Consider the following 23,391-nt stretch of genomic DNA (forward strand, 5'->3'; position numbering starts at 1 on the left):
TTCACCGGGGCCTGACAACCCGGCCCCCGATCATGGCCTGATGGGGTTCATCACTTAGGCATACCTAAGTTGACCTGCGGAAATGATCAATCCCGGTGCGCAGGCGACGGCGCCGCACCGCGGCCCGCCCGGCAGGTGCCGGGCGGGCCGCGGTGTCCGGCGGGGCAGCCGGCGGTGGTTCAGCCGGTCAGGTCCGGCCGCTGCGAAACCCGGATGGAGTTCACCAGGGACTTGCCCTGAATGGCCGACAGCCGCACGTTGAGCTGGCCGTCGGTGACCTCGACCGTGAGGGTCTTGTCCAGGGCCGTGTACGTGCCCTTCTCCAGCGCGATGTCGAGGTTGGGGACGAACTCCCTGCCCTCGGCGAGCACGTCGAAGACCCTGGCCCCCGGCTTGGTGCCGCTGACCTCCGCGAAGCCCAGCTCGACGCGGTAGACGCCGTTCGGGACGTTGTCGAAGCGGTACTCCAGCGCGCCGGTGCGGGCGCTGCGGTACAGCGCCTGCTCGCTCGTGCCGGAGATGGTCCTCGTCGTGCTGATCCTGCTCGTGGTGCCGATGTAGCCGTACGAGCCGGCCGCGTACGCGCGGTCCGGTCCCCAGCTGTCACCGAGCAGGTCCGTGGCCGAGCCGGTGGCTCCGGTGTCGAGCGCCGCCTGGTAGGCCGGGACGACGATCTTCAGCGGAATCTCGACGACGGGCGCCCTGCCGCTCTCCGAGGAGACGAGCAGGGTGCCGGTGAGCACCGAGCCCGGGGTGGCGCCCGTGGTGTCGAAGGTGAGCTCCAGCTTCTGCTCGGCGCCCTCGGCCAGCTCGCCGGAGGCGGGCGTGACCGTGACCCAGGAAGCGTCGCCGCTCTCCCGCACCGTGTACGGCGTGGCCGTGCCCGTGTTGCTCACGGTCAGCGTGCGGGTGCGGTCCTGGTCCGCCGGGACGACCAGCGCGTAGTCGGCCGCCGAGGCCGCGACCCGGCCGGTCTTCAGCACGGCGTCGGCCACGGCGATGTCCTTGGCCTTCAGCCCGCGCTCCGCCGTGACACCGGAGTAGTGGTCCGCCACGACCGTGACGTCGTACCCGGACTCCGTGGTGCCCGCCGGGACCTGGACGAGATAGCTGCCGTCGGCGCCCGTGGTGCCGGTGGCGACGGCGGTACCGGCCTGGCCGACCTTCACGGTGGCGCCCGCGACCGGCGCGCCGTCGTTGTCGTCGGTGACCGTACCGGCCACCACGGCACTCCTGCTGGTGCTGAAGGAGAGCGTCATGCCGTCGGTGACGGCCGCCTGGTTGTACGAGTACAGCAGGGCGTCCGTGCCGGTGTCGCTCTCGATGCCGACGGTGGCGGTGGAGCCGTTCTCCAGCGTGCCGTCACCGATGTCCTTGTAGTGGTAGGAGACGGCACCGTCCTCACCGATGACCGCGGCGAAGCTGATGCGCTGGGCCGTGGAGGAGGTGATCTGCACGTCCCGCCACTCGACGACCACCGAGCGGTGCGGCGCGGTGCCGCGGGCCGCCCAGTAGACCCCGGACGTGGTGGAGCTGCTGTCGATCTGCAGGTTGTCCCAGAAGGGGTAGAGCGCGCCGTTGGGAGTTCCCGTGGTCGGCAGGCTGGCGTTCGTCGACGAGGTGCTGACGGTGCCGAACGCGAGGACGCCCTCGGTGGTGGCGGTGGCGGCGCGGTACGTCTTTCCGTACAGGCCGACCGGGAACGGCAGGTCGAAGCGGGCCGAACCGGTCGTCGCGCTGGACATCGCCAGTTTGGTGTCACCCGTCGGGAAGGCACCCGTGCCCGTGAGGCAGGTCGTACCGAAGGTGTCCTCGCGGCTGGCCAGGTCGATGTCCCTGGTGGCCGACGCGGTCAGCTCCACGCTCACGCTCGTTCCCGTGGCGCAGCGGCTGACCGGAGTGACGGCCACGTTGTACGTGCCGACCGGCAGGGTCACCGTGTACGTGCCGTCGGCGGCCGAGACCGTCTTCACCGGGGTGCCCTGGACCACGACGTTCGCGCCGGCCTCGGCGCCCGCCTCGGTCCTCACGGTGCCGCTGAGCGTCGCGCTGGGCGCCTGTTCCAGCGTGAAGTCCTTGGTCGTCGTCTCGTTCTCGACGACCGTGGCCGTGGACTCGGTGGCGTGGAATCCGAACTTGGAGACAGTGATCCGGTAGTCGCCGACCATCACCTTGGGCAGGGCGTAGGAACCGTCCGCTCCGGTGGTGACGGTGGACTTCATCGGTCCGTCCAGGGTCACGGTGGCGTCCGCGACGACCGCGCCACCGGAGCCGACCGTGCCGCCGAGCGCGCCGAGCGGGCCGCGCGGGGTGGCGCTGACCGCGGCGTACGCGTCGAGGCGTCCTTCGCCCCAGACGTTGTTCTTGGCCGCGGTGCCGCCGCAGGTCGTGTTGTCGGTGTCGATCGCGGTCTGGTCGAGGAGCTTCTCGGTCTCGACGACGTTGCCGCGGATCGCGGGCGAGGCCGACCACATCAGTGCCGCGGTCGCGGCGGTGTGCGGGGAGGCCATCGACGTACCGGAGATGGTGTTGTAGCCGCCGCCCATCCACGAGGAACGGACGTTGACGCCGGGCGCGGAGAGGTTCGGCTTGATCGTGCCGGCCTCGCCGGTGCCGCGCGAGGAGAAGCTCGCGATGGCGTTGTTGATGTCGAAGGCGCCCGAGGAGTAGCTGTTCGCGTAGGCGCCGGGCGAGCCCGAGGTGTTGCAGCCGGGGCCGGCGTTGCCGTTGGAGAAGGCCGGGAAGATGCCCGCGTCACGCCACGACTGGACGGTGTCCTTGTACCAGGTGTCGATGACGTTGGCGCCCCACGAGTTGTTCACCACGTCCGGCGCGAGGTCGGGCCGCGGGTTGGCGCCCGAGGCGTCCGTGGGCGCGACGACCCACTGGCCCGAGGCGAGGAGCGTCTCCCGCGCACAGGAGCTGGTGCCGCAGCCCTTGGCGGCGATCCACCGGGCGCCGGGGGCGACGCCCACCTGGTTGCCGGCGCCGTCGTCACCGACCATGGTGCCCATCGTGTGGGTGCCGTGGCCGTTGTTGTCGCAGGGCGCGGTGCCCGTGCAGACCTTGGTCGGGTCGAACCAGTTGTAGGCGTGGTCGTACGTGCCGTCCGACTTCAGACCCCGGTACTTGGCCGCGACCGCCGGGTGGTCGAACTGGACCCCGCTGTCGATGTTGGCCACGACGATGCCGTCACCGCGTACGCCCAGGTCGTTCCAGACCTTGGGGGCGTTGATCCGGTCGAGGTTCCACTCGACGGCGTCGACCTCGGGCTCGCTGGTGCCGGGCAGGGGGTCGGGAATCGTGACCGGGTCGTCGGCCTCGATGGAGGCCACGTCCGGACGGGCCGCGATCTTCTCGGCGAGCGCCTTGTCACCGGTGATCTGCACGGTGTTGGCGATCCAGAACGACTTGTACGCCGCTCCGGCGTCCTTGGCCAGCGCGATGACTCCGGCCTGGGACTTCCTGGCGAACGCGGTCTTCGTTTCGAGGACGGCGCGGGCCTTGGCGGTCTTGCCCTTCGCGGAGCGGGCGGACGCCACGTCCGCTTCCTCCGCGAGGCCGACCCAGAAGGTCACCTTGTCCCGCTCGGCGAACTGCTTGAGCACCTTGCTCTCGGATTTGTCCTGGTAGGCGGACCGCGGCGCGGGGTCGTCCGTCCGTGCCTGGGCCGGCAGGGCGCCGATCATCAGGGGTAATGCGGTCGCCGCGGCGGTGAGGAGTGCGGCGGCGGACCGCCGTCTGAGACGCAGGGAACGTCTGATCACGAGCTCTCCTTCAGAGATCGGCGGGGTTCTCCCGCCGTAGGGGATGAAGGAACAGGCGCGGGTGCCGCTCACAGCTGCCGCTGCCCGCTGGAACGTGTGGGGGGCACAGCAAGCGCTTGAGCTCAGGGAGGAGCATGAGGGAGATGGGGCGCGGCGCGGTAGAGCGCACGGAAGAGCCCCGGACGTAATTGGCCGAACTTTGGGGTGTGCCGGGGTTTCCCATGGGCAAGTACCCACGGCTTCCGCGACGGGACCCGTGCCCGGCCCGGCCCCACATTGGCGAAATCGGGTTCCCGGGACCCGCGCCGCCGGGGCCCCCGGTCACTGCCTAGACTTACCGGCCATGAACAGCGAGTCGGCCCGCCCGTCGCCCGGCGACCACCCCTCATCGAGACGCTCCGCGTCGCACCCTGTTGTTGAGGTCGCCGGCCTGGTGAAGCGGTACGGCACCAAGACCGCGGTGGACGGCCTCGACCTCGATGTCCGGGCCGGCGCGGTCACCGCGGTCCTCGGCCCCAACGGGGCAGGCAAGACCACCACCATCGAGACCTGCGAGGGCTACCGGAAGCCGGATGCCGGGACCGTACGCGTCCTCGGCCTCGACCCGGTCGCCGACGCCGGGGCACTGCGCCCCCGGGTCGGGGTGATGCTCCAGTCGGGCGGGGTGTACTCCGGTGCGCGGGCCGACGAGATGCTGCGCCACATGGCCAGGCTGTACGCGCACCCGCTGGACGTCGACGCCCTGATCGAACGGCTCGGCCTCGGCAGCTGCGGACGTACCACCTACCGCCGGCTCTCCGGCGGCCAGCAGCAGCGGCTCGCCCTGGCGATGGCCGTCGTGGGCCGCCCCGAGCTGGTCTTCCTGGACGAGCCGACCGCGGGCCTGGACCCGCAGGCCCGCCGCTCCACCTGGGATCTCGTACGGGAACTGCGCGCCGACGGCGTCTCGGTCGTCCTGACCACCCACTTCATGGACGAGGCCGAGGAGCTCGCCGACGACGTCGCGATCATCGACGCGGGCCGGGTCATCGCCCAGGGCAGCCCGGAGTCGCTCTGCCGCGGCGGCGCCGAGAACACCCTGCGCTTCACCGGCCGTCCCGGCCTCGACCTCGGCTCGCTGCTCAAGGCGCTGCCCGACGGTTCCGAGGCGGCCGAGCCGGTCGCCGGCGCGTACCGCATCACGGGAGAGGTCGACCCGCAGCTGCTGGCCACCGTGACCTCCTGGTGTGCCCAGCACGGAGTGATGCCCTCCGGTATCGCCGTGGAGCGGCACACGCTCGAGGACGTCTTCCTGGAACTGACCGGCAAGGAGCTGCGCGCATGAGCGCCGGTACGTACACCCCCCGTCCGGGCGGGGCCCCGCTGTCCCGCATGATCGCCGCGCAGACGGCGCTGGAGACGCGAATGCTGCTGCGCAACGGCGAGCAGCTGCTCCTCACGGTGATCATCCCGACCCTGCTCCTCGTGCTGTTCAGCGCGGTCGACATCGTGGACACCGGGACGGGCCGGCCGGTCGACTTCCTGACGCCCGGCGTTCTCGCGCTGGCCGTGATGTCCACGGCCTTCACCGGCCAGGCCATCGCCACCGGCTTCGAACGGCGCTACGGGGTGCTCAAGCGGCTCGGTGCCTCACCGCTACCGCGCTGGGCGCTGATGACCTCGAAGACCCTGTCGGTGCTGGTCACCGAGGTGCTGCAGATCGTGCTGCTCACGGTGATCGCGTTCGCACTCGGCTGGTCCCCGGAGGGCAACCCCTTCGCCGTCCTGCTGCTCCTGGTGCTGGGCACCGCGGCGTTCTCCGGCCTCGGGCTGCTGATGGCCGGGACGCTGAAGGCGGAGGCGACGCTCGCCGCCGCCAACCTGGTCTTTCTGCTGCTGCTCGTGGGCGGCGGCATCATCGTGCCGCTCGACAAGTTCCCGGACACGGTCCAGTCGGTCCTGGGCCTGCTCCCGGTCTCGGCCCTCTCCGAGGGCCTGCGGGACGTCCTCCAGCACGGCGCCCCGATGCCCTGGGGCGAGGCCGGAATCCTCGCGGTGTGGTCGGTGCTCGGGCTGGGAGCCGCGGCGAGGTTCTTCCGCTGGGAGTAGGCGCCCGGCTGTGACCGACGGCATTCGGGCATAACGCACCCCTCGTGAAAACATGCACAAGCCCCCGCCTACGATGGTCCGCGTGGAAACCCCCCTCTCCTACATCGCCAAGCGCTGGACTCCGTCCAACGAGGTGGTCCGGCGCGCCGCTCTCTCCGCAGTCGTGATGAGCGTGTTCATCATCATCACGGGTGGGGCCGTCCGGCTGACCGGTTCCGGTCTGGGCTGCGACACCTGGCCCAAGTGCACGGACGACAGCCTCTTCGCCACGCCCGAGCAGGGGCTGCACGGCGCGATCGAGTTCGGCAACCGCATGCTGACCTACGTCCTGTCGGCCGCCGTCGGCTGGGCGATCATCGCGGTGCGCTCCGCCAAGCCCCGCCGTCGCAGTCTCACCCGGCTCGCCTGGTCGCAGTTCTGGCTCGTGATGGGGAACGCCGTCCTCGGCGGTATCACGGTCTGGGCGGGCCTCAACCCGTGGACGGTGGCCGGTCACTTCCTGCTCGCCAACTGCCTGCTCGCGGTCACCGTCATCACCTGGGTGCGGGTCGGCGAGGGCGACGGCGCACCCCGCCCGCGTGCCCCGCGGCCGGTGCGCGGCCTGTCCTGGGCGATCGTCGCCACCACGGTGGTCCTGATCGCTCTCGGCACGACGGTGACCGGTTCGGGCAAGCACGCCGGTGACAGCAGCGACGTACCGCGCATGCCGTGGGACTGGTCCGCCGCCGCACACGTGCACGCCATCGCCGCGTGGGTGGTCTGTGCCCTGGCCATCGCCATGTGGCTGGCGCTGCGGGTGGTGGACGCTCCCGTGGACACCCGGGCGCGCGCCCGCGACCTGCTGGTCGTGCTGCTGGCGCAGGGCGCGATCGGTTACGTGCAGTACTTCAGCGACGTCCCCGAGATCCTGGTGGCCGTCCACATGCTCGGCTCCTCGCTGATGTGGGTCGCCGTGCTCCGCCTGTTCCTGAGCATGCGGGAGCGCCCGCAGGTCACGGCCGGCATCCCCGCGCAGGAGACCCCGGCCGTGACCGTCGCGAGCTGACGCCCGCGAGCCGTCCGCGCCGCTACTTCGCGGCGTACTGGACCGCGCGCAGCACGGTCTGCTCGAACGCGTTGCCCTCGGTGTCGGCCGCCTTCACCCGCAGGGCCACGAAGCCGTCGCCCAGGCCCTCCTTCGGGGGGGTGATCGCGCCGGTGAGCCGGTTCCCGTCGCGTTCACCGGGTGCCGCGGTCCAGGTCGTACCCCCGTCGTACGAGACCTCGACCGTCAGCTCCCCGACCGTCGGCTCCGGCGCTCCGGCCGGGCGCCGCATGCCGACGGTGAACGGTACGGCGTGGCCTTCCGGCACGGTGCCGTCCATCCGGACCGAGGGCAGCGAGTAGTCCGCCGACAGCAGCGGGATTCCCGCCTTCACTCCGTCGGCCGGGCGCTCGGAGACGAACGTCCAGGCCGTGCGCGTCGAGGTGGACCGGGTCCACCAGGACGCGGTGCGGTCGACGTCGAGCTCCATCCGGTAGGAGGCCTTCTCGGGCGTGGTGGCCGTCAGGCCCCAGATGCCCGCCCCGCTCCGCAGCAGTTCACCATTGCGGTAGATGCGTCCGGCAGTCCTGTCGTACGCGCCCACGGCCCGGGTCCGATGCTGGTCGGAGCCGTCCACCCATTCCGGTACGTGCACCGCCAAGGTGTCCTTGAGCCGGTACGGCTGGTAGGTCCCCGTGGTGTCCAGGGCGGGCCGCACCACGGGGCCGAAGTAGTCCATGTCCTCCTTGGCACCGGGTGTATAGCTGCGATTGCCGTCGTACGCCGACGTCCGATAGGAACCGTCGGCGCCGCTGACAGTGACCTTGTCCTGGAAGGAGACCAGCCGGTCGGCCGTCAGGTACTCGGTCCGCTCCTTGCCCAGGGTGACCATGCGTCCCGAGATATTGATGTACGTGCCGTAGGGGCGCATGAGCATCCGGGACTGGTGTTCGACCTTTGCCGTCTCCGGGCCTCCCGGCGCGAAGTAGCGGGCGCGCACGGTGGCGGTGTTGGTGCTGTCCGGGCGGTAGCTCAGGTCCTGGCCGACCTTCCTCTTCTCGGCGAACATCAGGTCGTACGTGTACGAGGCGTCGGCGGGCGACTTGCCCGCCTCGGTGAGGAACCACTGGCTGGTCAGCTCGAAGTTGCCGACGCTCACGGCCGTCCCGCCCGGCTGGACGTAGACGTCGCTCGCCGCCCCCGCACCGAAGTACTGGGTGAGGAAGCGCTGCCCGGAGGAGTCCGTGCGGAAGACACCGACGGTGAGTTCCCTGCGGTCGGTGGACCGCGGAGTCACGACGGACAGCCGCACGTCGTCGCGGGCGTCGAAATCGAGCGAGATCGGGTCTTCACCGACGGTCAGATCGGGCACCGGGTCGAGGCTGAGCGAGGGTGCCCCGCCGTCCTTGCCCGGGGTGACGATCCACGACCAGACGCTGTACCGGCCGGCCGGCAGGTCCTGGTGGTCCCTGCCCTCGGCGTCGAAGGAGCGGTACTCGACCGAGTCGGTGTCGAGGTTCATGACGAGCCAGCCGGACGCGCCTGCCGCGGGTGCGCCCGCACGGTCCGTGCCGGTGACGGAGAGCCGGCTGATCGGGGTCTGAACGACGCCGCCGACCGCGGCGGTGACGCGCACCCCGTCGGCCGCGGTGGCGGTGATCCTGCCGGCCCAGCTGCCCTGGTCACCGCTCTGCGGTGCGAACGAGGCGGTGACGTCTGTTGCGCCGCCCGCGGGGATCTCGATCCGGTCGGCGGACAGGACGAGACCGGCCTTGCCGGCCCCGCCGCTCGTCCGCGCGAAGTCGGCGCTCAGATCCAGGGTCACCGGCCCGTCACCCTGATTGCGGTAGGTCAGGGTGCGCTCCGCCTTCGCGTAGGGCCTGGCGAACGGCAGCAGCCCGAAGGAGACGTTGCCGTCCACGGTGACGTTCTGGCGCACCGCCCGGGCGACGTCCGCCCGGCCCGCGCCCTGCTTCCACGCGGTGACCGCGCTGCTGGGCTCGGCGGAGGACATCAGGGCAGCCTTGAGCTGCTGTCCCGTCCAGTCGGGGTGCTGCTGGGCGAGGAGGGCGGCGGCCCCGGCGACGTGCGGGGTCGCCATCGACGTACCGCTGAGGGTCGTGTACTGGTCACCGACCAGGGTGCCGAGGCTGGTGCCCGCGGCGCGAGCGGCGACGATGCCGACGCCGGGAGCGGTGATGTCGGGCTTGAGCGCCGAGTCACCGAGCCGGGGGCCGAAGTTCGAGAAGGCCGCGAGCACGTCCTGCTTGTCGACGGCCCCGACGGTGAGCGCCGAGTCCGCGACGCCGGGCGTGGAGACCGCACCGCTGTCGTTACCGGACGCGATGACGAACAGGGTGCCGCTGTCCTTGCTGATCCGGTCGACGGCCTCGACCATCGGGTCACCGGCGTCCACGCGGCCGGCCGGGCCGCCCAGACTCATGGAGATGATGTCGGCCCCGGAGGCAGCGGCCCACTCCATTCCCTCGATGATCCATGAGGCCTGACCGCCCCCTCGGTCCGCGAGCACCTTGCCGTTCAGGATCTGCGCTCCGGGAGCCACGCCCTTGAGCCGTCCGCCGGAGGCCGCCCCGCTGCCCGCGACGGTGGCGGCGACATGGGTGCCGTGCCCGTAGTGGTCGACGGCGTCCGCGTCAGGAGTGAAGTTGCGGCTCTCGACGAGCGCGTCCTTGACGTCCGGGTGGGTGGGGTCGACGCCCGTGTCGAGCACGGCGACCTTGACACCCTTGCCGTCGTACCCGGCCTGCCATGCCTCGGGCGCGCCTATCTGCGGCACCGACCGGTCGAGCGATGCCTTCACCATGCGGTCCAGCCACACCCGGCTGACACCGCCGGAGAGTGTGGTGCGCGCGGTGGCGGCTGCCGGGCCGCTCTCCGCGGTCAGGTCCTTCCACAGGTCGACGGCTCCCGCACGGTCGGCCGTACCCGCGATCGCGCCGATGCTCTCCAGTCGGTGGCTGTTCTCCAGGCCCTCGGGGACCGTGGCCGCGGTCAGGGAACGGGCCCCGGACGACGGGTAGTCGACGATGAGCGGCAGCTCGCCGCCGTTGCGAAGGCCCTGGGCTTCGAGGGTGTCGATGTCGAAGAGGGCCGTGTCCAGGCGCCCGGACTGCAGCAACGCCCATGCGTCCAGCGGCACCACGGACAGCGAGCCGTTCCGGTCCGTGGTGATCGCCTGGGTGCCCGCCCGGCCCGGGCCGGGCTCCAGCACGGCCCCCCGCTTGCCGCCCGGCAGCTGCCAGACCCGCACGGTGTCGCCCGTGATCAGCGGAAGGGTGTGCGACCTCGCCCCGGCGGGCGGGGCTGCGGGAGTGCCGGCGGGCGCGGGCCCGGCGCCCGCCGCACCGCCGCCCTGCATCACCGTGGTGACGGCCAGGGCCGCGGCGAGCAGGGCGCCCAGCCGTATGCGACGACGGGAAGGGGGTCGTGAGGGTCTCATCACATCTCCGGGGGTGAAGGGACGGCAGGGAGTGTGTTCTTGGCGATCCGGAACACCGAGGCGGCACCGTTCCGCGGGCCCGCGCTCAGCGCGTGACCCCGGGCCGCGCACCAGCCGGGCAGGGCGGTGTGCACGCCCGGTCCGGTGGCGAGGAGCTCCAGCACCGACGCGCGGGGAAGCGCCTCCACGCGCCGCGTCAGCAGCGGCTCGACGCGCTCCCACGGCTCGCCGCCGGCGTCGACGACCACCGCGGGGGGCGGGGTGTCCTCGGCGGTCGGGCGTACGGGCATGGACGGCTCCTCGGGACGGCCTGGGCACTTCGGCCCGCCGACCGTAGGCGGGGGCCATTACCCGGCCATTAACAGGCCCCCGGATGGGCGGAATTCGGCGTTCGGACCTGTTCGGCGCGGGCTTCGGCGAGTTGGCCGGTGAGCCGGCGTACGGCGTCCAGGGCCTGCGCGTCACCGCTCTCCGCGGCGAGCTGCGCGCACTCCTCCAGCGCCTCCTGGGCCTCGTCCAACTCGCCGCAGTGCAGGCAGATCTCGACCAGGTGGGCCAGCGCGAAGGCAAGGCACCAGCTGATCCCGAAGGGCCGGACCAGATCGATCGCGCCTGCCGCCCCGGCCCGGGCTGCGGCCAGGTCTCCCGTGGCGAGGTCGATCCTGGCCAGGCTGCCGCGTTCGAAGGCGATCAGGGCGGGGTCGCCGCCGCGCTCGGCAAGCCGCAGGGAACGGTGCCGGAAGGTCCGTGCCTCCTCGTGCCGGCCCGCGTCCAGGGCGAGTTGGCTGAGCATGGAGAGCACCGTGGTGAGCAGACCCGCGTCCCCGGCCGCCTCGGCGTGCACGAGTGACTGCCGGGACGCCTCCTCGGCCTCGTCGGTACGTCCCAGCAGCGCCAGGCACACGGCGCGGTTGCCGACGGCCCGCCCCCGCAACAGCTCGGGGTTCTCGTCGCCGACGACGCCGGGGTCGAGCCCGCGGGCGATCTCCTCCGCGCGCAGGGCCGCCGCCAGACCCGACCCGTACCGTCCGAGATGGAGGTCGACGACGCCCGTCGCCAGCGCGTACACGGCTTTCGTCGCCGTGGTCAGGGGCACCTCGGGCAGCGGTGTGCCGTCGAGCATGGTGCGGGCCTCACGCACGTGCCCCGCCCGGCAGAGCAGTTCCGCGAGGGCTGCCGCAGTGCGTACGGCGTCGTCGTGGTCCCCCGCACGGGACCGGGTGCGCAGCGCCGCGCGCAGGGCGCTCTCCGCCTCCGGGTACCGGGCCAGCCGCCGGAGTACGAGGGCGTGTTCGTGCCGGGCCTCCGCTCCCGCCGCGCTCTCGTCCGAGGCGTCGAGCAGAGTGATCAGTTCGCGGTAGTAGCGGTCGGCACTGTCGTTGGCGTACAGCGCCGCCGCCCGCCGGGCCGCCCGGCGCACCCAGTGCACCGCGCGCGGGTCGTCGGCCCGTACGAAGTGCAGGGCGAGCGTGTCGACCGCCTCGCGGCGCCGGCCCAGGGCGGCGTCGCCGTGGGCGCCGTGCAGGACGCGGCGGCGCGCGGCGGTGAGCCGGCCGTAGCAGGCCAGCCGGACCAGCGGGTGCCGGAAGGTGTATCCGGGGACGGGCCGTCCGCCGGCCACCACATCGCGTTCCTCGGCGAGTCCGGCGACGAGGATCTCGTCGAGCGCCCCGGCGCAGGCCGCGGGGGGCAGCGGCGGGTGCAGCGCCGCCCCGGCGACCTCGATCACCTCGGACAACGGCACGTCGCCGCCCGCCGTGGCCAGGACATCGACCACGGCACGGGCCGAGGGGGAGAGCCGGGCCAGGCGCGCATCGACGGTGGAGCGTACGGCCTCGGGCAGACCGATGCCGCCGAGGTCGGCCGCCGCCGGGGAGGGCAGTCCGTGGTCGATCAGTCCGGCGAGTTCCGAGGCGAACAGCGGATTGCCCGCCGAGAGGCGGAAGACGTCGGCGAGGCGGCTGTCGGTCGCCGCGAGCCCGCCGGCCAGACCGGCGACGAGGCGCGCGCAGTCGGCCTCGCCCAGCCGCATGAGCTCCAGCCGACGGGCCAGCCCCTGGCCGAGGGCGGCGTCGAGGATACGGCGGCGGGCCGGGACCGAACCGAGGTCCTCCTCCCGGAACGCCGCGATGAACCGGCGGTTCTGGGACCCCGTGGTGCGGGCCAGGTGGTAGAGGAGCTGGAGGGAGCCCAGATCAGTGTCGTGCAGGTCGTCGAGTACGACGAGGACGCCACCGGGCCGGTCACGGGCGAAGTCGGTGAGCACACCGGAGACCGCGTGGAAGAGCCGGGAGCGTTCCTCCTCCGGCCCGGCGACGGCCGGTACCGGCGCACCGAGCTCCGGGACCAGGGCGGCCAGTTCGGGGTGGGCGGCACGGATCGCGGCACGTTCCGCGGTGGGCCGGCCGGCCAGATGCGCGTGCAGCGCGTCGGCCCACGGTCCGTACGGGGTGCGGCCCTCCGCCTCGTGGGCGGTGCCCCACAGGACGAGTGTTCCCCGCCGGTGGGCGGCGCGGGCGGCCTCGCCGGCCAGCCGGGTCTTGCCGACGCCCGCCTCGCCCGCGACGAGGGTGAGCGGTGGCAGACCGCCGGTCTCCGCCGTCAGGACCCGCAGTGCGTGGTCGCGGCCGACGAGCGGGGTGCGCGGGGCCCTGCGGATCGCGGCGGGGAGCGACGGGGACCGCGGCGCGGCGCCGGGTGCGTACCGGGGGGCCGGCACCGCGGCAGGACCGGCCCCGGATCGGGCGGCGTCTTCGTCGGGATCCTCCGCACGGGACTGCCGGGGGGCGTACCCGCCGAATCGGCCGAGCACTCGCTGGGCCCTGACCAGCCGTTCTCTGGCTCCCTCGTCCTCGGGGTCCCTGATCAGGGCGCGCTCCATCAGACCGGCCGCCTCCTCCGCCTGCCCGGCCGCGAGCTGGGCGTCGGCCAGTGCGTGGCGGACCCGGTCGCGCAGCAGGCTCAGTTCGGCGCGGCGCGAGGCGGCCCACTCGGCGTAGGGGTCCTCCGGCAGGAGTTCGCGTTCGAGTGCTTCGAGGGCGGCGGCCCGCGTGACGAGGTCGAGGGCTCCGGTCAGGGCGGCGCGCGCCGCGCGTTCGGCCTCGTCGATGTCGACGGTGACCAGGTGCGGCGCGAGCATCAGGAGTTCGCCCTTGGCCAGCAGGTAGGCGGAGGGGCTGCGCGGCGGCAGTTCGGGCTGGAGGGCGTGACGGGCGGTGTGCAGCGCGACGCGGAGGTTGTTCCTGGCGGCTTCGGGGGTCGCCCCGGGCCGGCAGATCTCCATGACCTGCTCGCGGTGCATCCGGTGTTCCGGCGCGAGGGCGAGCAGTTTGACGAGGGTACGGGCCCCCGGCCGGCGCCAGTGTTCCACCACGGGGGCGCCCTCGCGCTCGGCGTGGAAGCCGCCGAGCAGCCGTATGCGCAGCGGAGGCGCCTCGTCACCGATCACCGGGGCACTGTAGTGCGATCGGGCCCGCGGGTCAGCAGTCCAGCCGGTACACCCGCCGCGCATTGCCCGAGCCGATCATCGCGGCGACCCGTGCGGCGTCCGTGCGGGACCAGGCGCCGTCCGCCACCCAGCCGCCCAGCACCCGGCCGAGTGCCTCGCGGAACTGCCGCGCCCCGACCACGTGGAGTTCGGGCAGTGCCCGCGCCCCGGTGGAGAAGAGCAGCTTGCCGAACGGGGCGAGCTCCAGGGCTTCCGCGAGTACCGCGTCGGCGCGCGCTCCCGTACGGGCGAGGGCGGGTCCCAGATCCGCGTAGACATGCGGGTGGGCGCCCGCCAGCTGGGCGGCGCGCCGGTGGTGCGGATAGCTGTGCAGCAGCACCAGGTCGGTGCCGAGACCGGCGGTGGCGGCGGCGAACCCCGCCAGTCCCATCGGGTCGGCCGTGCCCAGGTGGAGCTGCAGCGGCAGTCCGCAGGCGACGGCACTCCACAGCAGATGCCCCAGCAGGACGGGGTCGGCCGGCGGACCGCAGCCGGTGCGGCGGTCTCCGGCGCCGCTGCGGGCCGCACGGCGTTCCGCCTCCCGGCCGGCGAGCCACCGGCCGGCCGCGGTGCGCACCTCCCCCGGGCCCGGCGGCCGTGGATTCCGGGCCGGGCCGTGGAGTGCGCCGGCCACCGAGGTGAAGGCGACCGCGGACGCGGAGGCCGCGTGGACGGCCTCGGCGAGGTTCACCAGGAAGGTGTCGGCCGTGCCGGAGGTGTCGGCCACCTGCTCGGCCAGCGCTTCGAGCCGGACGATCTCCCGGGCCTCGGCGCCGGCTGCCGAAGCGATCTCGGCGGGCCCCGTGAGGTCTCCGGGAAGCCCGGTGTCGACGAGATACGTGGCGACACCGGTGGCCCGCAGCAGGCGCCGGGTGGTCTCCACGACGCCCAGTTCCCTGCGCCTCGCGAGATAGCGGGCGGGCGCGCAGTGCGCTTCCAGGTCCAGCAGGGGCGGGCACCAGCGGCGTACGGAGAAGCCGGTCTGGGTGTCGAAGAACGTGGTGCCCGGGGCGGGCCCGGAAGCGGCCGAGGACAGCTGGGCCTCGAAGGTGGCGAGGCCCAGCTCGGCGCGGAGCACCCCGTGGCAGTGCTGATCGACCAGGTCCGCCACGGGCGGTGTGTCGGTCATCCGGGACTCCCTGCGATGGCGTGCGTATGCACGGCCTAACGGGTGAGCCCCGTGTCAGGTGTTGCCCGTGTGATGCCCCGAACGGCTCAGCGGTTGTTGGAGGGCCCGCCGAGCTGGATGCCGGCCATCCGGTTCCACTCGTACGGTCCTGTCCGGATCTTGGCGGCGAAGTCGCCGTCGAAGCTCTCGTGCATGGTGATCCCGGACTTCTGCGCCGCGCTGTCGGCCACGGCGTACGAGGGAGCGACGAGGTCGCCCCAGCCGCCGTCCTGTCCGACGAGGACGATGCGGGTACCCGACTGCCCTATGTGGGCGAGGTGGCCCTCGGCACCGCCGTGCGCCTTGGCGAACGCGCCGATCTGCTTGGCCAGCCGCGCCGCCCTGCGCTCCGCGCGGGCCGTCTGCTTGCTGTCCACCTGCTGGGTCTCTGCCGTCTCTGCCATGAAAAGAATGCTACCGAGGGGTAGATCGACTGGCGACGGGCGGGCCACGTGGCCTGTGCCACGTGACCCGCCCGTCGGCGGAGGTGCTTACGCGCGGTTACCGCAGGAAGGGGTCCACCGCGACGGCCACGAAGAGGAGCGACACATAGGTGATGGACCAGTGGAACAGCCGCATCTCCTTGAGCTTCGCGCCGGTCACTCCGGACTTGGCCCGGTTCTGCAGGCCGTGCGCCTCCCAGAGCCAGAAGCCGCCGGTCAGCAGGGCCACCGCCGTGTAGAACCAGCCGGTGTAGCCGAGCGGGGTCAGCAGCAGCGACACCGCCACCATCACCCAGCTGTAGAGGACGATCTGGCGGGCGACCACCTGGTTGCTGGCGATGACCGGAAGCATCGGGACGCCGACCCGGGCGTAGTCGTCCTTCACCTTCATCGACAGCGGCCAGTAATGCGGCGGCGTCCAGAAGAAGATGACGGCGAACAGAATGACCGCGGCCCACGAGAGGGAATTGGTCACGGCCGACCAGCCGATGAGGACCGGCATGCAGCCGGCGATTCCGCCCCAGACGATGTTCTGCGAGGTACGGCGCTTCAGCAGCATCGTGTAGACGACGACGTAGAAGAGCAGAGCCCCGAGAGCGAGTGCCGCCGAGAGCCAGTTGACCAGCAGCCCGAACCACACGGTGGAAATCACCGCGAGGGAGATACCGAATACCAGGCACTCGACCGGGCTCACCATGCCGGTGACCAGCGGGCGCTGCGACGTACGGTCCATCAGCGCGTCGATGTCGCGGTCGATGTACATGTTCAGCGCGTTGGCACCGCCCGCGGAGAGATATCCGCCGATGGTGGTAGTGAGTACGAGCCACAGGTCTGGAACACCTTGAGCAGCCAGGAACATCACCGGAACGGTGGTGATGAGCAACAGCTCGATGATTCGTGGCTTCGTAAGCGCCACGAATGCCTTGATGCGGGCCCCGAACGGGCGATGGCCCCCTGGGCTCGGAGTCAAGGCGACCCCTGCGGGTCGGGACTCGACGGCCGTCACGCACACCCCTGACAGAGAAATCCCAGCAAGCTCCGGGAGTGAAGGCCCGGTAAAGACTTGCGCGAACCAGACCACTGTAGACGTTGCGGATACGCCGCCCTTCGCGGGGGTGGGCTCGTGTTGGGGTGGCGCCGCAATGAACGGGCGCCTTCCGTCAAGAGGCGAACTCCGCAGGTCGCCGTCAGGCTGGAAAGTACTCGAAAGTAGCGCGTTCCGTCGGGGGTAGGCTCGACACCGCCCGGTGCGGTAACCAGCCACCGGTTTACGACAGTGGAGAGGAGCCCTGACTCAGGGTGAGCACCAAGCCGACCACCACAGACCTCCAGTGGACCGAATTGGACCAGCGGGCCGTGGACACTGTCCGCGTCCTCGCCGCGGACGCCGTACAGAAGGTCGGAAACGGCCACCCGGGTACGGCGATGAGCCTGGCTCCCGCCGCGTACACCCTCTTCCAGAAGGTGATGCGGCACGACCCCGCGGACGCGGAATGGGTCGGCCGTGACCGGTTCGTCCTCTCTGCGGGCCACTCGAGCCTGACCCTCTACATCCAGCTCTACCTGGCCGGGTACGGCCTGGAGCTCGATGACCTCAAGGCGTTCCGCACCTGGGGTTCCAAGACCCCGGGGCACCCGGAGTACGGCCACACCACGGGCGTGGAGACGACGACCGGCCCGCTCGGCCAGGGTGTCGCCAACGCCGTCGGTATGGCCATGGCCGCCCGCTACGAGCGCGGTCTGTTCGATCCGGAGGCGGCCCCCGGCACCTCCCCGTTCGACCACAACGTCTGGGTCATCGCCGGTGACGGCTGCCTCCAGGAGGGCATCTCCGCCGAGGCGTCCTCGCTGGCCGGGCACCAGAAGCTCGGCAACCTCACGATGCTGTGGGACGACAACCACATCTCGATCGAGGGCGACACGGAGACCGCGGTCTCCGAGGACACCCTGAAGCGTTACGAGGCGTACGGCTGGCACGTCCAGCGCGTCGAGCAGCTGCCCAGCGGCGACCTCGACCCGGCGGGTCTGTACAAGGCGCTGCAGGCGGCCAAGGCCGAGACGGAGCGCCCGTCGTTCATCGCGGCCCGCTCGATCATCGCCTGGCCCGCCCCGAACGCCCAGGACACCGAGGCCGCGCACGGCTCGGCGCTCGGCGACGACGAGGTCGCGGCCACCAAGCGGGTGCTCGGCTTCGACCCCGAGAAGAGCTTCGAGGTCTCCGACGAGGTCATCGCGCACACCCGTGAGGCGCTGGACCGCGGCCGTGAGGTCAAGGCCGAGTGGGAGAAGTCCCTCGCCGCGTGGCGCACCGCCAACCCGGAGCGCGCCGCCGAGTTCGACCGGATCTCCGCGGGCGAGCTGCCCACGGGCTGGGAAGAGAAGCTCCCGCTCTTCGAGGCCGGTAAGAGCGTCGCCACGCGCGCGGCCTCCGGCAAGGTCCTCCAGGCCCTGGGCGAGGTCGTCCCCGAGCTGTGGGGCGGCTCCGCCGACCTGGCGGGCTCGAACAACACCACGATCGACAAGACGTCGTCGTTCCTCCCGGCGGGCAACCCCCTGCCCGAGGCGGACCCGTACGGCCGCACGATCCACTTCGGCATCCGCGAGCACGCCATGGCCGCCGCCATGAACGGCATCGCGCTGCACGGCCACACCCGCATCTACGGCGGCACCTTCCTGGTGTTCTCCGACTACATGCGCAACGCCGTGCGGCTGTCCGCGCTGATGCACCTTCCGGTGACGTACGTGTGGACGCACGACTCGATCGGCCTCGGCGAGGACGGCCCGACCCACCAGCCGGTGGAGCACCTGGCCTCGCTGCGCGCGATCCCGGGCCTGAACGTCGTGCGCCCGGCCGACGCGAACGAGACCACCATCGCCTGGCGCGAGATCCTGCGCCGCTACACCAAGGTGTTCGGCAAGGGCGCCCCGCACGGACTGGCGCTGACCCGCCAGGGCGTGCCGACGTACGAGGCGAACGAGGACGCCGCCAAGGGCGGGTACGTGCTCTTCGACGCCGAGGGCGGCAAGCCCGAGGTCGTGCTGATCGGCACCGGCTCCGAGGTGCACCTGGCCGTCGAGGCGCGTGAGCAGCTCCAGGCCGCCGGTGTGCCGACGCGCGTCGTGTCGATGCCGTGCGTCGAGTGGTTCGAGGAGCAGGACCAGGCGTACAAGGACAGCGTTCTGCCGCCGTCCGTGAAGGCCCGTGTGGCCGTCGAGGCGGGCATCGGCCTGACCTGGCACCGGTACGTCGGCGACGCCGGACGGATCGTCTCGCTGGAGCACTTCGGTGCCTCCGCGGACGCCAAGGTCCTCTTCCGCGAGTTCGGCTTCACCGCCGAGCACGTCGCTGCCGCCGCCCGGGAATCCCTGGCCGCCTCCGCGCGCTGACGCCGGTATACGACTAGTAGGAGATGCAATTCCCATGACAGACGCACTCAAGCGCCTCTCCGACGAGGGCGTGGCGATCTGGCTCGACGACCTGTCGCGCAAGCGGATCACGTCCGGCAACCTCGCCGAGCTGATCGACCAGCAGCACGTCGTCGGTGTCACCACGAACCCGTCGATCTTCCAGAAGGCGATCTCGCACGGTGACGGTTACGAGCAGCAGCTCACCGACCTCGCCGCCCGCAAGGTCACCGTCGACGAGGCCATCCGCATGATCACGACGGCCGACGTCCGCGACGCCGCCGACATCCTGCGTCCGGTCTTCGACGCGACGGACGGCCAGGACGGCCGGGTCTCCATCGAGGTCGACCCGCGCCTGGCCCACAACACGGTGGCCACCATCGCCGAGGCCAAGCAGCTCGCCTGGCTGGTGGACCGGCCGAACACGCTCATCAAGATCCCGGCGACGAAGGCCGGCCTGCCGGCGATCACCGAGGTCATCGGCCGGGGCATCAGCGTCAACGTGACCCTGATCTTCTCGCTGGAGCGCTACCGCGAGGTGATGGACGCGTACCTGGCGGGCCTGGAGAAGGCACGGGCCGCCGGCCTGGACCTCTCCAAGATCCACTCGGTCGCCTCCTTCTTCGTGTCCCGCGTGGACACCGAGATCGACAAGCGCCTCGACGCGATCGGCGGCGACGAGGCCAAGGCCGCCCGGGGCAAGTCCGCACTCGCGAACGCGCGCCTGGCCTACGAGGCGTACGAAGAGACCTTCGCGGGCGACCGCTGGGCCGCGCTGGACAAGGCGCAGGCCAACAAGCAGCGTCCGCTGTGGGCCTCCACCGGCGTGAAGGACCCGTCCCTCAAGGACACCCTGTACGTCGACGAGCTCGTCGCCCCGAACACGGTCAACACCATGCCCGAGGCCACGCTCGACGCCGTCGCCGACCACGGCGAGATCACCGGCAACACCATCACGGGCGGCTACGACCAGGCCCGTGCGGACCTCGCCGCGATCAAGAAGCTCGGGGTGAGCTACGACGACGTCGTCCAGCTCCTCGAGGACGAGGGCGTCGAGAAGTTCGAGGCGTCCTGGATCGACCTGCTCAACTCCACCGAGGCGGAACTCAAGCGCCTCGCCCCTTCGGAGGGCTGACCACCTTGTCTGGTGTTCCCGGAGCCAACCCGCTTCGTGACGCCCAGGACCGACGGCTCCCGCGTATCGCGGGGCCGTCGGGCCTGGTCATCTTTGGCGTCACGGGCGATTTGTCCCGTAAAAAGCTGATGCCCGCAGTCTACGACCTGGCCAATCGCGGCCTGCTGCCGCCGGGCTTCTCGCTCATCGGCTTCGCGCGCCGCGAGTGGCAGAACGAGGACTTCGCGCAGGAGGTCCACGACGCCGTAAAGCAGCACGCCCGTACGCCGTTCCGCGAGGAGGTCTGGCAGCAGCTCATCCAGGGGATGCGCTTCGTCCAGGGCAACTTCGACGACGACGAGGCGTTCGAGACCCTCAAGGCCACCATCGAGGAGCTCGACAAGGCGCAGGGCACGGGCGGCAACTTCGCCTTCTACCTGTCCGTACCGCCGAAGTTCTTCCCCCAGGTCGTCCAGCAGCTCAAGAAGCACGGGCTCGCCGACCAGAAGGAAGGCTCCTGGCGGCGTGCCGTCATCGAGAAGCCGTTCGGTCACGACCTCACGAGCGCGCAGGAGCTCAACCAGCTCGTGCACGACGTGTTCCCGCCCAACGAGGTCTTCCGGATCGACCACTACCTGGGCAAGGAGACGGTCCAGAACATCCTGGCGCTGCGTTTCGCCAACACGATGTTCGAGCCGATCTGGAACCGGTCCTACGTGGACCACGTCCAGATCACGATGGCCGAGGACATCGGCATCGGCGGCCGGGCCGGCTACTACGACGGCATCGGCGCGGCGCGTGACGTCATCCAGAACCACCTGCTCCAGCTGCTGGCGCTGACGGCGATGGAGGAGCCCGGCTCCTTCCACCCCAAGGCCCTGGTCGCCGAGAAGCTCAAGGTGCTCACGGCGGTGGAGCTGCCGGACGACCTGGGCAAGCACACCGTGCGCGGCCAGTACGCCCACGCCTGGCAGGGCGGCGAAGAGGTCCTCGGCTATCTGGAGGAGGACGGCATCGACCCCAAGTCGACGACCGACACCTTCGCCGCGATCAAGCTGACGATCAACAACCGCCGCTGGGCGGGCGTCCCGTTCTACCTCCGTACCGGAAAGCGGCTCGGCCGCCGGGTCACGGAGATCGCGGTCGTCTTCAAGCGCGCCCCGTATCTGCCCTTCGAATCCGGGGCGACCGAGGAGCTGGGCGGCAACGCCCTGGTCATCCGGGTCCAGCCGGACGAGGGCGTGACGGTGCGGTTCGGCTCGAAGGTGCCCGGCACCTCGATGGAGGTCCGGGACGTCACGATGGACTTCGCCTACGGCGAGTCCTTCACGGAGTCCAGCCCGGAGGCGTACGAGCGGCTCATCCTCGATGTGCTGCTCGGCGACGCCAACCTCTTCCCGCGCCACCAGGAGGTCGAGCTCTCCTGGAACATCCTCGACCCGATCGAGGAGTACTGGGACAAGCACGGCAAGCCCGCGCAGTACGCGGCCGGTACCTGGGGCCCGGCCGAGGCGGACGAGATGCTCGCACGCGACGGACGGAGCTGGCGCCGGCCATGAAGATCGATCTCACGGAAACCACGTCCAGCAAGATCAACCAGGCGCTCGTGTCGGCCCGCCGTGCCATCGGCACGCCGGCCATCGGCATGGTGCTCACCCTCGTCATCGTCACCGACGAGGAGAACGCGTACGACGCCCTCAAGGCGGCGAGCGACTCCTCCCGCGAGCACCCCTCGCGGATCATCGCGGTGATCAAGCGGGTCAGCCGTTCGCCGCGCAGCCGGCGTGACGCACGGCTCGACGCCGAGGTACGGGTCGGTTCCGACTCGGGCACCGGCGAGACCGTCGTCCTGCGGCTGCACGGCGAACTGGCCAACCACGCCCAGTCGGTGGTCCTGCCGCTCCTGCTGCCGGACGCACCGGTCGTGCTCTGGTGGCCGCAGGACGCGCCGGCCGACCCGGCGAAGGACCCGCTGGGCGCGCTCGCCCAGCGCCGGATCACGGACACCTACGCGTCGGCGCGCCCGCTCGACGAACTCGCCGTGCGCGGAACGACGTACAACCCCGGCGACACCGACCTGGCCTGGACCCGCATCACGCCGTGGCGTTCCATGCTGGCCGCCGCGCTCGACCAGCAGGCCGCCGAGGTCCTGGCCGCCACCGTCGAGGGCGAGTCGGACAACCCGAGCTGCGAGCTGCTCGCCATGTGGCTCGCGGACCGGCTCGGAGTCCCGGTGGAGCGCACGCACTCCGCCGGCCCCGGTCTGACGGCCGTCCGGATGGAGACGAAGAACGGCACCATCACGCTGCACCGGCCCGACGGTTCACTGGCCACGCTCTCCATGCAGGGCCAGCCGGACCGGGGAGTCGCGCTCAAGCGGCGGGAGACCGCCGAACTCCTCGCGGAGGAGCTGCGGCGCCTCGACCCGGACAACACCTACGCGTCGGCGGTGAAGTTCGGTCTGGACAGGCTGGGCGGAACCGCGGCGAAGCCGTCCGGTTCCGGGGAGAAGTCCCCGGCCGCCGCGGCTGCCGAGACCCCGACGGCCACGGCAGCCGCCGCCAAGAAGACCGCGGCCAAGAAGGCGGCCTCGAAGTGAGCGCTCCCCAACTGGTCGTGCACCGCGACAAGGAGCTGATGGCGCAGGCCGCGGCGGCCCGGCTGATCACGAAGGTCGTGGACGCCCAGGCCGCACGCGGTTACGCCTCGGTGGTGCTGACCGGCGGGCGCAACGGCAACGGCCTGCTGGCCGCGCTCGCCGCCACGCCCGCACGGGACGCGATCGACTGGTCGCGGCTCGACCTGTGGTGGGGCGACGAGCGCTTCCTGCCCGAGGGCGATCCGGAGCGCAACGTCACGCAGGCCCGCAAGGCGCTGCTGGACTCGGTGGAGCTGGACCCGTCCCGGGTGCACGCGATGCCCGCCTCGGACGGTCCGTACGGCGACGACGCGGATGCCGCAGCCGCGGGGTACGCGGCCGAACTCGCCGCGGCCTCCGGTCCGGAGAACCACGGCTCCGTACCGGCGTTCGACGTGCTGATGCTGGGCGTCGGCCCGGACACGCATGTCGCCTCGCTCTTCCCCGAACTCCCCGCGGTACGGGAGACCGAGCGCACCGTCGTCGGTGTGCACGGCGCGCCCAAGCCGCCGCCCACCCGTGTCTCGCTCACGCTGCCCGCCATCCGGGCCGCGCGCGAGGTGTGGCTGCTGGCGGCGGGCGAGGACAAGGCGGAGGCCGCGGCCATCGCCCTGTCCGGGGCCGGGGAGATCCAGGCCCCGGCGGCGGGGGCGTACGGACGCAGCCGCACCCTGTGGCTGCTGGACGCGCCCGCGGCCTCGCGGCTGCCGCGTGCGCTCTACCCGCCGGCCTCTCCCTGAGAGGCTGTCAGCACGGTGGTACGGAGGCCCGGTTCGCTCTCAGGAGCGGGCCGGGCC

15 protein-coding genes are annotated in these 23,391 nt (G+C 71.7%); 8 read left to right on the forward strand and 7 right to left on the reverse strand.

The genetic code is table 11. The annotated features are described in order from the left end of the window. Positions 1 to 179 precede the first annotated feature (179 nt). Positions 180 to 3,767 carry a S8 family serine peptidase gene (locus OG230_RS08460; protein WP_328909518.1) on the reverse strand — a complete coding sequence of 1,196 codons (3,588 nt, stop codon included), beginning with the start codon at positions 3,765 to 3,767 and terminating at the stop codon, positions 180 to 182. A 343-nt stretch (positions 3,768 to 4,110) separates the two neighbouring features. Between OG230_RS08460 and OG230_RS08465 the strand changes: the two genes are divergently transcribed. The 3 genes from OG230_RS08465 to OG230_RS08475 all read left to right on the forward strand — a co-directional run bounded on the left by OG230_RS08465 (position 4,111) and on the right by OG230_RS08475 (position 6,900). Next, positions 4,111 to 5,091, forward strand: a complete 981-nt coding sequence (locus tag OG230_RS08465; protein ID WP_328909519.1) for an ABC transporter ATP-binding protein — start codon at positions 4,111 to 4,113, stop codon at positions 5,089 to 5,091. Further along, the gene (locus tag OG230_RS08470; protein WP_328909520.1) at positions 5,088 to 5,855 is read left to right on the forward strand and encodes an ABC transporter permease; all 768 of its coding nucleotides are present in this window, start codon (positions 5,088 to 5,090) and stop codon (positions 5,853 to 5,855) included. Before OG230_RS08465 ends, OG230_RS08470 begins: the two co-directional genes overlap by 4 nt. 73 nt (positions 5,856 to 5,928) lie before the next feature. Further along, a complete protein-coding gene (locus OG230_RS08475; protein ID WP_328911344.1) occupies positions 5,929 to 6,900 on the forward strand; it encodes a COX15/CtaA family protein in 972 nt (323 codons plus the stop codon). Between the two features lie 22 nt (positions 6,901 to 6,922). On the opposite strand, the gene OG230_RS08480 is transcribed toward OG230_RS08475, so the two are convergent. The 6 genes from OG230_RS08480 to OG230_RS08505 all read right to left on the reverse strand — a co-directional run bounded on the left by OG230_RS08480 (position 6,923) and on the right by OG230_RS08505 (position 16,449). Next, complete coding sequence (locus tag OG230_RS08480) at positions 6,923 to 10,339, reverse strand: S8 family serine peptidase (protein WP_328909521.1); 3,417 nt, start codon at positions 10,337 to 10,339, stop codon at positions 6,923 to 6,925. Further along, positions 10,339 to 10,629, reverse strand: a complete 291-nt coding sequence (locus OG230_RS08485) for a sulfurtransferase TusA family protein (protein ID WP_328909522.1) — start codon at positions 10,627 to 10,629, stop codon at positions 10,339 to 10,341. Before OG230_RS08485 ends, OG230_RS08480 begins: the two co-directional genes overlap by 1 nt. 68 nt (positions 10,630 to 10,697) lie before the next feature. Then, the gene (locus OG230_RS08490) at positions 10,698 to 13,787 is read right to left on the reverse strand and encodes an ATP-binding protein (RefSeq protein WP_328909523.1); all 3,090 of its coding nucleotides are present in this window, start codon (positions 13,785 to 13,787) and stop codon (positions 10,698 to 10,700) included. 31 nt (positions 13,788 to 13,818) lie between these two features. Beyond that, positions 13,819 to 14,955, reverse strand: a complete 1,137-nt coding sequence (locus OG230_RS08495) for an amidohydrolase (RefSeq protein ID WP_328909524.1) — start codon at positions 14,953 to 14,955, stop codon at positions 13,819 to 13,821. 86 nt (positions 14,956 to 15,041) lie between these two features. Beyond that, complete coding sequence (locus tag OG230_RS08500) at positions 15,042 to 15,398, reverse strand: hypothetical protein (RefSeq protein ID WP_328909525.1); 357 nt, start codon at positions 15,396 to 15,398, stop codon at positions 15,042 to 15,044. 97 nt (positions 15,399 to 15,495) lie between these two features. Further along, positions 15,496 to 16,449: a heme o synthase gene (locus OG230_RS08505; protein ID WP_328909526.1), complete on the reverse strand. Its 954-nt coding sequence runs from the start codon at positions 16,447 to 16,449 to the stop codon at positions 15,496 to 15,498. Positions 16,450 to 16,736: 287 nt separating this feature from the next. On the opposite strand from OG230_RS08505, the gene tkt reads away from it, so the two are divergent. Genes tkt through pgl form a run of 5 tightly spaced genes read left to right on the forward strand, consistent with a single transcriptional unit; the run spans position 16,737 to position 23,334 of the window. Further along, a complete protein-coding gene (tkt, locus tag OG230_RS08510) occupies positions 16,737 to 18,824 on the forward strand; it encodes a transketolase (RefSeq protein WP_328909527.1) in 2,088 nt (695 codons plus the stop codon). A gap of 34 nt (positions 18,825 to 18,858) precedes the next feature. Next, positions 18,859 to 19,977, forward strand: coding sequence for a transaldolase (gene tal, locus OG230_RS08515; protein WP_328909528.1), 1,119 nt, complete (start codon positions 18,859 to 18,861; stop codon positions 19,975 to 19,977). A gap of 5 nt (positions 19,978 to 19,982) precedes the next feature. After that, positions 19,983 to 21,515, forward strand: a complete 1,533-nt coding sequence (zwf, locus tag OG230_RS08520; RefSeq protein WP_328909529.1) for a glucose-6-phosphate dehydrogenase — start codon at positions 19,983 to 19,985, stop codon at positions 21,513 to 21,515. Next, positions 21,512 to 22,555, forward strand: a complete 1,044-nt coding sequence (gene opcA, locus OG230_RS08525) for a glucose-6-phosphate dehydrogenase assembly protein OpcA (protein WP_328909530.1) — start codon at positions 21,512 to 21,514, stop codon at positions 22,553 to 22,555. Before zwf ends, opcA begins: the two co-directional genes overlap by 4 nt. Continuing rightward, the gene (gene pgl, locus OG230_RS08530) at positions 22,552 to 23,334 is read left to right on the forward strand and encodes a 6-phosphogluconolactonase (RefSeq protein WP_328909531.1); all 783 of its coding nucleotides are present in this window, start codon (positions 22,552 to 22,554) and stop codon (positions 23,332 to 23,334) included. The genes opcA and pgl overlap by 4 nt, the downstream gene beginning before the upstream one ends. Positions 23,335 to 23,391 lie beyond the last annotated feature (57 nt).

The organism is Streptomyces sp. NBC_00234, assembly GCF_036195325.1.
Lineage (GTDB): Bacteria > Actinomycetota > Actinomycetes > Streptomycetales > Streptomycetaceae > Streptomyces.